The 12,328-nt window shown below is 52.8% G+C and carries 13 protein-coding genes, 1 rRNA gene and 1 pseudogene; 12 read left to right on the top strand and 3 right to left on the bottom strand.

The window, feature by feature from the left end:
• The first annotated feature begins 74 nt into the window (after nt 1–74).
• The 4 genes and pseudogenes from rrf to JL661_RS15165 all read left to right on the top strand — a co-directional run bounded on the left by rrf (nt 75) and on the right by JL661_RS15165 (nt 2,876).
• A 5S ribosomal RNA gene (rrf, locus tag JL661_RS15180) occupies nt 75–190 on the top strand.
• Between the two features lie 215 nt (nt 191–405).
• Nucleotides 406–1,135: pseudogene (locus JL661_RS15175) on the top strand (endonuclease/exonuclease/phosphatase family protein).
• A 143-nt stretch (nt 1,136–1,278) separates the two neighbouring features.
• Entirely contained in the window at nt 1,279–2,466 is a 1,188-nt protein-coding gene (locus JL661_RS15170) for an NAD(P)/FAD-dependent oxidoreductase (protein WP_004236210.1), read from the top strand.
• 14 nt (nt 2,467–2,480) lie between these two features.
• On the top strand, nt 2,481–2,876 hold the full coding sequence (locus JL661_RS15165; RefSeq protein ID WP_062773383.1) for a hypothetical protein: 396 nt from the start codon (nt 2,481–2,483) through the stop codon (nt 2,874–2,876).
• A 70-nt stretch (nt 2,877–2,946) separates the two neighbouring features.
• On the opposite strand, the gene JL661_RS15160 is transcribed toward JL661_RS15165, so the two are convergent.
• Nucleotides 2,947–4,308, bottom strand: coding sequence for an amino acid permease (locus JL661_RS15160; RefSeq protein WP_015422464.1), 1,362 nt, complete (start codon nt 4,306–4,308; stop codon nt 2,947–2,949).
• Nucleotides 4,309–4,457: 149 nt separating this feature from the next.
• Between JL661_RS15160 and queE the strand changes: the two genes are divergently transcribed.
• On the top strand, nt 4,458–5,129 hold the full coding sequence (gene queE / locus JL661_RS15155; protein WP_062773386.1) for a 7-carboxy-7-deazaguanine synthase QueE: 672 nt from the start codon (nt 4,458–4,460) through the stop codon (nt 5,127–5,129).
• Here the strand turns inward: queE and queD are convergent, their stop codons facing one another.
• Nucleotides 5,130–5,492 carry a 6-carboxytetrahydropterin synthase QueD gene (gene queD, locus JL661_RS15150; RefSeq protein ID WP_032098913.1) on the bottom strand — a complete coding sequence of 121 codons (363 nt, stop codon included), beginning with the start codon at nt 5,490–5,492 and terminating at the stop codon, nt 5,130–5,132.
• Nucleotides 5,493–5,690: 198 nt separating this feature from the next.
• On the opposite strand from queD, the gene JL661_RS15145 reads away from it, so the two are divergent.
• From JL661_RS15145 to truD, 5 genes are all read left to right on the top strand, one after another.
• Nucleotides 5,691–7,469, top strand: a complete 1,779-nt coding sequence (locus tag JL661_RS15145) for a diflavin oxidoreductase (protein ID WP_062773389.1) — start codon at nt 5,691–5,693, stop codon at nt 7,467–7,469.
• 81 nt (nt 7,470–7,550) lie between these two features.
• The gene (ftsB, locus tag JL661_RS15140; RefSeq protein ID WP_004236204.1) at nt 7,551–7,865 is read left to right on the top strand and encodes a cell division protein FtsB; all 315 of its coding nucleotides are present in this window, start codon (nt 7,551–7,553) and stop codon (nt 7,863–7,865) included.
• Nucleotides 7,866–7,891: 26 nt separating this feature from the next.
• Nucleotides 7,892–8,668 carry a 2-C-methyl-D-erythritol 4-phosphate cytidylyltransferase gene (gene ispD, locus JL661_RS15135; RefSeq protein WP_004236203.1) on the top strand — a complete coding sequence of 259 codons (777 nt, stop codon included), beginning with the start codon at nt 7,892–7,894 and terminating at the stop codon, nt 8,666–8,668.
• Nucleotides 8,668–9,147, top strand: a complete 480-nt coding sequence (gene ispF / locus JL661_RS15130) for a 2-C-methyl-D-erythritol 2,4-cyclodiphosphate synthase (protein ID WP_024472856.1) — start codon at nt 8,668–8,670, stop codon at nt 9,145–9,147. The genes ispD and ispF overlap by 1 nt, the downstream gene beginning before the upstream one ends.
• Nucleotides 9,144–10,190 (top strand): tRNA pseudouridine(13) synthase TruD, encoded by a 1,047-nt coding sequence (truD, locus tag JL661_RS15125; RefSeq protein ID WP_004236201.1) that lies wholly within the window; start codon nt 9,144–9,146, stop codon nt 10,188–10,190. Before ispF ends, truD begins: the two co-directional genes overlap by 4 nt.
• 64 nt (nt 10,191–10,254) lie before the next feature.
• On the opposite strand, the gene JL661_RS15120 is transcribed toward truD, so the two are convergent.
• On the bottom strand, nt 10,255–10,650 hold the full coding sequence (locus JL661_RS15120) for a DUF5329 family protein (protein WP_004239063.1): 396 nt from the start codon (nt 10,648–10,650) through the stop codon (nt 10,255–10,257).
• A 162-nt stretch (nt 10,651–10,812) separates the two neighbouring features.
• Here JL661_RS15120 and surE point away from each other — a divergent pair, with 162 nt between their 5' ends.
• Both surE and JL661_RS15110 read left to right on the top strand, forming a co-directional pair.
• Nucleotides 10,813–11,574: a 5'/3'-nucleotidase SurE gene (gene surE, locus JL661_RS15115; RefSeq protein ID WP_032098916.1), complete on the top strand. Its 762-nt coding sequence runs from the start codon at nt 10,813–10,815 to the stop codon at nt 11,572–11,574.
• Entirely contained in the window at nt 11,571–12,197 is a 627-nt protein-coding gene (locus JL661_RS15110) for a protein-L-isoaspartate(D-aspartate) O-methyltransferase (protein ID WP_004236198.1), read from the top strand. Before surE ends, JL661_RS15110 begins: the two co-directional genes overlap by 4 nt.
• Nucleotides 12,198–12,328: the final 131 nt, after the last annotated feature.

Genomic DNA, 12,328 nt, shown 5'->3' with positions numbered 1-12,328 from the left:
GAGAGATTTTTCAGCACAGTGAAGAGGCAGAAGTCATTCACTGTGAAAGCTTGTTTTGGATTGAAATGAATTTGCCTGGCGGCCGTAGCGCGGTGGTCCCACCTGACCCCATGCCGAACTCAGAAGTGAAACGCCGTAGCGCCGATGGTAGTGTGGGGTCTCCCCATGTGAGAGTAGGGAACCGCCAGGTTATTATTAAGTGAAGAAGCCACCCTTTGGGTGGCTTTTTTGCGTTTGGGTGAAAAGAAAAAATATTTTTCACCTGAATACGTGTTCTGAACCGGATAGCATGAATCAAAGTTTGCTAAGATAGTGACGGACAGAAGCAAACAGTATCGGGGTTATCGTTGAAAGAGAAAAAAAAACTGGTCCGTCCGGTATGTCGCAGGGCATCCGGCACGACAAATCCCCCCCCATGTCGGCAGACATGCTGGGTAACGGATTGCCGGTTGGTTTACCATTATCCGCACCGGAACAAACTATCCGCGTTGTGGTCTGGAATATCTATAAGCAACAGCGTCCTGACTGGCGCAAAACCCTTGATCGCATTTTGCATGACACACAACTGGTCCTGCTTCAGGAAGCACAGCCTTCTCCTGAACTGGTCAGCCTGGCCGGAAAACACCAGCTTGTTGCTGATCAGGTTCCCGCGCTGCATTTTCAGCAGCATCCTTCCGGTGTGATGACACTGGCAACCTCCCATCCAATCTATTGCTGCCCGTTACAGCAGAAAGAACCCTTATTGCGTCTGCCTAAATCCGCATTAGTTACTGTGTACCCGTTGCCGGATGGCCGTCAGCTGATGGTGATTAACGTCCATGCTATTAATTTCAGTTTTGGTGTGGATGTTTACCGGCGCCAGCTGAATACGGTCGGCTCCCAGATCCGCTGTCATATCGGGCCGGTGATCCTCGGCGGTGATTTTAACGCCTGGAGCAGGCAGCGCATGAATGCCCTGAAACGTTTTGCCCGTGCGCAGGGCCTGAAAGAAGTGCTGTTTCCGGATGATATCCGGACAAAAGCATTTGGTCACCCGCTGGATTATCTGTTTTATCGCGGATTTAAACTGGTTTTATCGGACGTTATGCAGACAGATGCTTCAGATCACTATCCTTTAATTGCTGAGTTCATGTAAAAATATCTGATGATATTGTTTATCACTGTTATCATTAAGTAATAATATTAATGCAATATTATTTATACTAACTATAGTTATCTGGTTGTTATTGCCTGGTGTTATTTATTATTAACTAATTAAGTAATAAAACCGGAGACTCTATGCAGCGTATTGTTATTGTTGGCGGCGGCGCCGGCGGCACGATGGTCGCAAATATTCTGACCAGAAAGCTGTTAAATGATATTTATCAGAAGAAAGTGGAAGTTGTCCTTATTTCAGACAGTGAATGGCACTATTATAAACCTGCGTTTATGTATGTGGCTTTTAATCTGTATCTGAAAGAGGAATTACGAAAGTCACAACGCTCTCTGCTTCGCCCCGAAATTCAGTTTATTCACGACCGTGTCGAGCATTTTGATTTTGCATCACAGACGCTGCAGGGAAAGAGCGGCACCAAATACGGATATGACTACCTGGTGATCGCGACCGGCTGTCAGCCGAGACCGGATCGGATCTCCGGAATGAAAGAAGCTGCCGATCATTTCTATCAGTATCAACCCGCTCGCCAGTTGGCTGAAAAGCTGGCAAAATTCGAAAAAGGCCGGATTTTTATTACGGTTTCTTTCCCGAATACCCCGAATGTTCCTCACCAGTGTGGTATCGCACCGATGGAAACCACGCTGATGCTGGATGATTATTTCCGTCAGCGTCGTGTCCGCCAGGATATCGAAATCGTTTATACCTATCCGACAGTATCTCAGTTATTACGTAACTGCCTGTTTATGCAGAAAGATGTCTGTGAAGTCCTGCCGGCGGTCTTTCAGGAGCGTAATATTCAGGCTCAGCGCGGTTTTACCCTGGAGCGTGTCTGCCCTGAAAAGAAAATTGCGTATTCCAAAGAAGGGGAAGAGCAGCCGTTTGATCTGCTGATAGGTACGCCACCGATTTCTGCGGTGGAATCGGTACGTAATACCGGATTATCCGACGGCGATCCAGAAGAGGGCTGGCTGCCGACAGATCCGGAAACGTTGCAGGTGTACGGACTGAAAAACGTGTATGTCCTCGGGGATACTGTGGATCTGCCTATCAGTAAAGCGGCCGGCAGTTGCCATAACCAGTCGACTGTCGTGGTGGATAATATTATCGGCGAGATGCGTTTCGGCTATACCACCGCCATTTATGACGGACGGGTTCAGGCAGTCGCCCAGATGGGGCTGAATGCAGGGATGCCGCTTCAGTATGATTATAAGCATGATGTGTTACCGACACCGGCGACAAAGCTGGGTGGCCTGCTGCGTACCGGTTTTAACCGCGGGCTGTACTGGTCAACCGTTCGCGGCCTGGTATAACAGAGGAAACTGCAATGTCTGCAACAGAACAGATGAATGAACAGACTGCTGCGCCACAGCCTGAATTATCCGCACAAACAGCGGAAAAACTGGCGGTATTAATGCAGCTGAACCGCTTTGATAATGTGATTGATTTGCTGTCTCTGGTCTCGGATCTGGTCGATATTATCGGCAAGAATGAGGTCAATAAACTGGCGGATAATGCGGAATCAGGTATCGCATTATTGTGGGAAAGCGGACTGACGCTGAACAAGGCCAAAATGGAAATGATGTACAGTGATGAAAAGTACAATTTCCGTAATACCTATAAATTACTGAAAGATCAGGACACGCTCAAAGGCATCAATATGGTGCTCAGAACGTTACAGATTATGGGCTCCCGTATTCAGCGTATCAACAGCGAACCCTGATACCGGACATAAAAAAAACCGAGTGTATGATTCACCCGGTTTCGTGTTTTCAGAACAGTGAGTTGTCTGTTTATACCCGTTTTTTCACACCGGCAAAATAACCAACAGTCAGAATTACCACCCAGGCAATCCCCACCATCAGTGCCACACGTGTATCCGGGAAGTAACCCAGAAGGGCGATCACAAAGACCATAAAGGCGATGGTCAGAGCGGGCGCAACCGGCCACATCGGTACAGGGAATTTCAGGGTTTTGACCTCTTCCGGTTTCATCTTACGGCGCATTGCCACCTGAGATAACAGAATCATCAGCCAGACCCAGACGGTCGCGAAGGTTGCGATAGAGGCGATAATGATGAAGATTTTTTCCGGGATCAGGTAGTTAAGCACCACGCCGACCAGCAGAACTGCACTCATCACCAGAACTGTCATCCACGGCACACCGTTTTTGGTGAGCTTCATAAAGGATTTCGGTGCCTGACCTTCCTGCGCCATGCCGTACATCATCCGGCCTGCACCGAAGATATCACTGTTAATGGCAGAAACGGCTGCGGTGATCACCACCAGGTTCAGAATGTTGGCCGCGTAGGAGATATTCAGTTTCTCGAAAATCTGCACAAACGGGCTGCCGTTATGGCCGATCTGGTTCCACGGGAAGATACACATCAGGATAAACAGTGTCAGCACATAGAACAGCAGAATACGCAGCGGTACTGCGTTGATCGCTTTCGGAATGGTTTTTTCCGGGTTTTGTGCTTCACTGGCAGTGATACCGATCACTTCAATGCCGCCGAAGGCAAACATCACAATGGCCAGTGAGGCTATTACCCCGCTTATTCCGTTCGGCATAAAGCCGCCGAATTCCCATAAGTTACTGATACCGGTAGGATGTGCGGTTTCCTGGCCGAAGCCAAACAGCATAATCGCCGCGCCGCCGACAATCATGGCGATAATTGCGGTCACTTTGACAATCGAGAGCCAGAACTCCATCTCCCCGAATATCTTCACGTGACATAAATTCAGCGCACCAATGAAACACACAATCCCCAGCACCCAGATCCACTGATCGACATCCGGGAACCAGAGCTTCATATAGAAGCCGAAGGCGGTGACGTCCGCGAGACAGACAATCAGCATCTCAAAAACATAGTTCCAGCCGGTGAGGAACCCGGCGAGCGGCCCCATATAATGGCTGGCATATTGTGAAAATGAACCCGGTACCGGATGGTGGACTGCCATTTCGCCCAGCGCACGCATCACCATAAAGACTGCCGCACCCCCGATAAGGTAGGCCAGCAGAACAGCAGGACCCGCCTGCTCAATAGAGGCTGCCGAGCCGTAAAACAGGCCGGTACCTATCGCCGATCCGAGTGCCATAAAGCGGATGTGCCGCCCTGTAAGCCCCCGTCGTAGCGCCGTATTATTTTCTTTCATGTAATTAATCCTGTCGCTGTCATGATTAGCAGCGTTTTTACTGATGTGAAACGCGGTCAGAGTCAACCTGGTACTTTAACATAAAGAGTCATGCTGACGGGATAATTATCTGCAATAATACGGCCTTAAACGTAAGGAACAGATGAGTGATGCAATACCCTATTAACGAAATCTTTCAGACATTGCAGGGCGAAGGGGTTTTTACCGGCGTTCCGGCGATTTTTGTCCGTTTGCAGCGCTGTCCGGTCGGGTGCAGCTGGTGTGATACCAAACATACCTGGGAACAGTTACCGGAAAAAGCCTGTTCAGCAGAAGACATGATGAGTAAAACAGAGGAGGACGACCGCTGGGCCTCTCTGGATGCAGACAGCATTATTATGCAGTTTGAGGCGAAAGGTTATACAGCCCGCCATGTTGTGATCACCGGCGGTGAACCGTGCTTATACGATTTACGGCCGCTGACGGCGGTGCTGGAAGGACGGGGTTATCAGTGCCAGATTGAAACCAGCGGCACACAACCGGTGCAGTGCAGTGAGAAGACCTGGGTGACCGTTTCCCCGAAAGTGAATATGCGCGGCGGCTATGATGTGCTGACACCTTCACTGCTGCGGGCTGATGAGGTGAAACACCCGGTCGGGCGGCAGCGGGATATTGATGAACTGGATTTACTGCTGGCGAAACTGCCGGGGGATAAACAGCCGGTGGTGGCGTTGCAGCCGATCAGTCAGAAACCGGCTGCCACTGCTCTCTGTATTGAGACCTGCATCGCGCGTAACTGGCGTTTCTCGATGCAGACTCATAAATATCTTAATATTGCCTGATTATTCACCGCGGTAAATACAGCCGGCGGTACAGGTCTCTTTGACCAGCACGGCACTCAGCATCGGCAGCAGCGGTTTGGTCTGCTGCCAGATCCACTCCGCCAGCACTTCACTGGTCGGGTTTTCCAGCCCCGGGATCTCATTGAGGTAGTGATGATCCAGACGGTCATAAATCGGTTTAAATGCCTGTTTGACCTCAGCAAAATCGATCAGCCAGCCGGTATGTACATCCACCTCACCACTCAGCTCCAGACGGACAAGAAAGGAATGCCCGTGCAGACGCCCGCATTTATGGCCTTCCGGGACATGCGGCAGGCGGTGGGCGGCTTCGAACTGGAACTCTTTAAAAATCGTGGTGCTCATAACTCTCTCCGGATAATGACGGTATGGCATAATAAAAGCGTCATTTTACGCAATATTCAGTGAAAATGTTACCAAAAAACAGCAAAGTGGCGAATAAATAACAGAAATGCCCGGCTATTTTTCATCGACAAAACCGGTACTTTTCTCTATGTTGGAACGTCAGAATAATAACGAATACACTCATTTACCGGGTTTACTATGACATCGCCGATCACAACCTCTCCGCTCTCCGCGCCTGACTGGCAGCACCTGCAACCCTTACTTGACAGACTGACTCCGCAACAGCTGAATTGGTTATCGGCCTGGTGCCGTGAACGGGCAGCGGCAGCGCCGTCTGCGGCGGAACGGGAACCGGCGGATATTTTGCTGATCGCCGCATCTCAGACCGGTAACGCCCGGTGTGTGGCGGAATCCCTTCGGGATCAGTTGTTCAGTGCGCAGCGGGCGGTGCGTCTGGTGAATGCCGGTGACCTCTCACTGACTGAATTTCCGGAATCACCGCTGGTGGTGCTTATCTGTGCCACCACCGGAGATGGTGATGCGCCGGAAGAAGCCCTGCCGCTGTTTCATTTCCTTCATTCTGTTCAGGCACCTTCACTGACAGAAATCCGCTACGCGGTGCTGGCACTGGGTAACCGGGCATATCCGCAGTTTTGTCAGGCCGGAAAGAATTTTGATAACCGCCTGCATGCCCTCGGGGCGCAGCGGATCCTGGCGCGTGCGGAAGCAGACAGTGATTATCAGGCCACTGCAGATAACTGGATCTCTCAGTTGCTCCCTGAGTTGCTGACCCTGACACCGCCGGCAGATGAAGAGCGGCTCAGCCGTCTCACTCACAATACGGTGGTGCAGATTGATTCACAGCCGCATCAGCGTGATAAACCACAGTCTGCGGTTCTGCGCCGCGCGGTACGCCTGACCGCACCGGAATCGGAAAGGCATGTCTGTCAGATTGTGCTGGATATCCGCGGCACCGGGTTACATTATCAGACCGGTGATGCGCTGGGTGTGTATCCGGAAAACAGCCCGGAGCTGGTCAGTGAGCTGCTGGGACTGCTCTGGTTTGACGGTACTGAGCGTGTCACGCTGAAAGGAAAATCGTATTCTCTGCGTGACGCCCTGATGACGCAGTGTGAGCTGACCATCAACAGCGCACCGGTTGTGGCGGCTTACGCCCGCCTCAGTAACGCGCCGGAACTGCTGGATATGATTGCGGATCCGCAGCAACTGATATCGTACGCACAGCGCAGACCGGTGGCGGATATGGTTCGTGAGTTTGCCGTGCAGACCTCCGCACAGGCCTGGGTGGATTGCCTGCCGCCGCTGATGCCGCGTTTATACTCCATTTCCTCGTCGCCGCTGGTCTCACCGGATGAAGTGCATCTGACCGCCGGGGTGGTGGAGTTCCGGACTGACGGGCGCACCCGCTACGGTGCGGCAACCCGTTACCTGACGCATCAGTTACAGCCCGGGGATACGGTTGCCTGTTTTGTGGAACACAATGATCACTTCCGCCTGCCGGATGATCCGGAAAAACCGGTGATTATGATAGGGCCGGGTACCGGCATTGCGCCGTTCCGTGCGTTTCTTCAGCAGCGTGCGGCTCAGCAATCCGGCGGAAAAAACTGGCTGATTACCGGCAATCCGCATGAAAAAAGCGATTTTCTGTATGAGACAGAGCTGACAGATTTTGTGCGTCAGGGCGTACTGACGGAGCTGACAACCGCCTGGTCGCGGGATCAGCCGCAGAAGATTTATGTGCAGGATAAGCTGTCTGAAATGCGGGAAACCGTCTGGCGCTGGCTGGAGCAGGGCGCGTACGTATATGTGTGCGGGGATGCTTTCCGGATGGCAAAAGACACGGATGCCGCATTACTGGATATTATCCGCAGTGAAGGGGCGATGTCCGCAGAAGAGGCACAGGTTTTTCTGAACGGATTACGGACAGCAAAACGTTATCAGCGGGATGTTTACTGATCTTCTGTCCGAATAACGGACGGAACAGTAGCATCTGCGCCGATCTTATGGGAAGATTAGCCGATCTTTTCGGGGGCGGTGATGGGCAAACTGACGCTATTACTTTTAGTTATTCTGGGCTGGCTGCAATATTCATTGTGGTTAGGGAAAAACGGTATTCACGACTATGTACAGGTCAGTGAAGATGTTGCTGCATCAGAACAGGTAAATGCGAAGCTCAAAGCCCGTAACGAACAGCTGTTTGCTGAGATCGGCGATCTGAACGACGGGCTTGAGGCCATCGAAGAGCGCGGGCGCAGTGAATTAGGCATGATCAAGCCCGGCGAAAGCTTTTACCGGGTCCTGTCCGAAAAACGGACACAGCAGAATGCGCAGCCACAAAGTCGCAGTAACTAATCCTTATGACAATACTTTCTTCCGCAATGACCGGCGCACAACCGGCACCGGATCTGTCCGGTATTTCTGATGATGCTCCGGTCACGGCGCTGATCCCGGCCGCCGGTACCGGTACCCGCATGCAGTGCGAATGCCCCAAGCAATACCTGATTATTGCCGGAAAAACCATTCTGGAACATACCCTCGCTATTCTGCTGGAACACCCGCGCATCACACAGGTGGTCGTGGCGCTGCATCCGCAGGATACGGTTTTCAGTACATTACCGGTCGCGCGGCATCCCCGGATCCGAACTGTCACCGGCGGTGGTGAGCGCGCGGATTCTGTCCTGGCCGGTCTCGATTATCTCGCTGAGCATACTCCGGAAAACAGCTGGGTGCTGGTACATGACGCAGCGCGTCCCTGTCTGCAACTGACAGATCTGAACCGGCTGCTGGCCGTGATGTCAGACACACAAACCGGTAACCGCGTGCAGGGGGCGATTCTGGCCTCACCGGTACGTGATACCATGAAGCGGGGTGTGGCATCTGCCGGATATACCGGTATTGATCACACTGTTGAGCGCACACAGTTGTGGCACGCCCTGACCCCGCAATTTTTCCCGCTTCATCTGCTGCGCACCTGTCTGCAGCAGGCGCTGTCTCAGCAGGCAGTGATCACTGATGAAGCCTCCGCGCTGGAGTTTTGCGGCTATCAGCCGTTGCTGGTGCCCGGCCGCGCGGACAATATTAAAGTCACACAGCCGGAAGATCTCGCACTTGCTGGGTTCTACCTGTCCAATAACAATAAGGAACAGACAACATGATGAGAATCGGACACGGTTTTGATGTTCATGCCTTCGGCGGCGAAGGCCCGATTGTGATTGCGGGCGTCCGCATTCCTTACGAACAGGGATTACTGGCGCATTCCGACGGTGATGTCGCTCTGCATGCGGCCACCGACGCATTGCTGGGTGCGGCGGCGCTGGGGGATATCGGCAAATTATTCCCCGATACGGATCCGGCCTATAAAGGCGCGGACAGCCGTGTGCTGCTGCGTGAGGCATTCCGTCGTATTCAGGAAAAAGGCTACAGACTGGGTAATCTGGATGTCACTATTATCGCCCAGGCACCGAAAATGCTGCCGCATATCCCGCAGATGCGGGTGAATCTGGCGGAAGATTTGCAGTGTCATATGGATGATATCAATGTGAAAGCCACCACCACCGAAAAACTCGGTTTCACTGGCCGCAAAGAAGGGATCGCCTGTGAGGCGGTAGCGCTGCTTGTGAAGGCTGAAGCATGAGTCTCCCGGTCAGTTATTTCCACGGTAAACCAGCGGCCACCGGGGTACTGAAAGCACAGCCGGAAGATTTTTTGGTGCAGGAAGATTTGGGGTTTGAACCTGACGGTGACGGCGAACATGTGATGGTCCGTATCCGCAAAACCGGCTGTAACACGCGGTTTGTGGCGGAAGAACTGGCCAAATTTGCGAAAATCGCCGCCCGTGCTGTCAGCTACGCCGGGCTGAAAGATCGCCATGCGGTCACCGAGCAGTGGTTCTGCCTGCAGATGCCGGGAAAAGAAACACCGGATTTCGCGCAGATGCAGCTTGAAGGCTGCGAAGTCCTGGCGGTTAACCGCCAGAAACGCAAATTACGGATCGGTGCGCTGAAAGGTAATCAGTTTACTATTGTGCTGCGCCGGATCAGCGATCGCGCCGCGACAGAACAGCGTCTGCAGCAGATTGCGCAGTCCGGGGTGCCGAATTATTTCGGTGAGCAGCGTTTCGGGCGCAACGGCCAGAATCTGCATTTCGCACAGCGCTGGGCTGACGGCGAAATCAGTGTGAAAGATCGCAGCAAACGCGGTTTTTATCTCTCCGCTGCCCGCAGTGCGATGTTTAACGCGGTGGCGGACGCCCGTCTGACACAGCAGCTTCAGGCAACCGCATTGCAGGGTGATGCGGTACAGCTCGCCGGGCGCGGCAGCTGGTTTGCGGTTCAGGCGGATGAACTGGCGGATGTACAGCAGCGTCTGGATAACCGTGAACTGCGCATTACAGCGCCGTTACCGGGCAAGGGTGATCTGGGGTCTCAGGATGCGGCACTGGCCTTTGAAACAGGACAGCTGGCACCGTGGCAATCACTGTGGCAACTGGCGGAAAAAGAGGGGGCGGATAATGCCCGCCGAGCGCTGATGTTGTATCCGGAGCATTTCACATCTGAATGGATGGATGATGAAACCGTCCGTTTATCCTTCTTCCTGCCGGCCGGCAGTTTTGCCACCAGTGTTATCCGCGAAATTATTGAGCTGGAAGCGGATCAGGCGGCGGAATTCAGTGAATAATCAACAGACTGATTAACATAAAAAAGGGGCGGAAATTATTCCGCCCCTTTTTTCGTTCTGTTTTTTATTCAGGTTTTGCTGCGGCGGCTTTGTCTGTTTCCGCCAGCAATTCAGTCAGATACACTTTGGCATCCACCGGATCTTTGCCCGGCAGTTTTACCTGATACGGCTTACCGCTGATGGAGGAGCCGGATGCCACTTTATCCACAAACTGTTCTGCGGTGCTCAGACGTTTTTTCGTTTTGCTTAATTTCAGGCGCAGATGTGATTCCGCGTCGGCGGCATTATGCTCACTGCCGTTGCGGATAAAAATCAGCTGTTCCTGCTTCCCGACAGCGGTCAGCAGGTTTTCCACTCTGGTCTCTTCCTGAGGTGACAGCGCGAATGCCTCTGATACCAGAAGCAGTCCGGCAGTCAGTGCGGTGAACAGGGTAGCTGTGATTCGTTTACAGATAGCCATGCAGAAATCCTTTCAGTCATAAATAATACAAGTATCATGCAGCTGAATATGAAAAAAGCAATCAGACTAAATCTGTTATAACCCTTTTTTATCGCGGCTAACTTGATAAAATAGTTTTCTGTCGTGATAAACGAGCTGTTACTGATAAAAAAGGATACCGTTGTGCTGCGAATTCTGGTGAGTAATGATGACGGCGTCAGTGCGCCGGGGATCCGGACATTGTCTGAGGCGCTGCGGCGCACTTACCATGTGCAGGTGGTTGCACCTGATCGCAACCGCAGCGGGGCATCCAACGCGCTGACACTCGACCGCCCGCTGCGCACGGTAGTGCATGAGAACGGCGATATTGCGCTGGTGGAAGGCACGCCGACGGATTGTGTCTATATCGGTGCTAATCTGCTGATGCGCCCGCGCCCGGAAATTGTGGTTTCCGGGATTAACTGCGGCCCGAACCTCGGGGATGATGTGATCTACTCCGGTACGGTTGCGGCGGCAATGGAAGGACGTCACCTGGGATTACCGGCGATTGCGGTCTCCCTGAACGGCGAAACCCATTATAATACAGCGGCGGAAATCACCTGCCGTCTGCTGACCATGCTGCAGCAGGTGCCGTTACGGGCCGGTAATATTCTGAACGTGAATGTGCCGGATGTTCCGCTCAGTGAGATCAAAGGAATGAAAGTGACCCGCTGCGGAACGCGCCGGGCACCGGATGTGGTCTACACACAGATGGATCCGAAAGGAAATCCGCTGTACTGGCTCGGCCCTCCGGGGGAAAAACTGGACACCGGGCCGGATACCGATTTCGCGGCGGTGGATGCAGGTTATGTCTCTGTCACGCCGCTGCATGTTGATCTGACCGCCTACAGCGTGCAGGAAAAATTAGAAGACTGGTTACAAAAAGCAGGGGTGATACAGGAATGATCCGCCGGGTGGTACAGGATCTGATTACACAGTTACGTCAGGCCGGGATCCGCGATGAACGTCTGTTACAGGCGATGGCGGCTGTCCCGCGGGAGAATTTTGTCGATGAGGCGCTGACACACAAAGCTTACGACAATACTGCGCTGCCGATTGGCTACGGGCAGACTATCTCCCAGCCGTTTATGGTGGCTAAGATGACAGAACTGCTGGATCCGGCTCCGCAGGCGCATGTGCTGGAAATCGGCACCGGCTCCGGCTATCAGACGGCGATCCTCGCACACCTTGCGGCGCATGTTTACTCTGTTGAGCGGGTTAAGGGACTGCAGTGGCATGCCAAACGCCGCTTTAAACAGCTTGATCTGCATAATATTTCCACTCGTCACGGTGACGGCTGGGAAGGCTGGCCGTCCCGCGGTCCGTTTGACGGCATTATTGTCACCGCCGCCGCCAGTGATATCCCGCCGGCGCTGCTCAGTCAGCTGGCGGATAACGGCCGGATGGTGATACCGGTAGGGGAACAGCAGCAGATGCTCAAACTGATCCGCCGCCGGGGCAATGATTTTCATACCCAATCGATCGGAACAGTCCGGTTTGTTCCCCTGATTCACGGCGATCTGGGATAAAAATGGCTATTTTGGTAACAAGACTTTTTCATTTCGCTTAGTATCTGTTTTAATAATACAATCCTGCCATGTGGCCTGCGGCCGCGTGGTGACTTTCTGATTGTCAGTTTTCGCACTATTTCCAGTTTCGG

The organism is Morganella morganii (assembly GCF_019243775.1).
Lineage (GTDB): Bacteria > Pseudomonadota > Gammaproteobacteria > Enterobacterales > Enterobacteriaceae > Morganella > Morganella morganii.
Note: the sequence above shows the minus strand (reverse complement) of the source record. Positions and strands in the feature narration are given on the sequence as shown.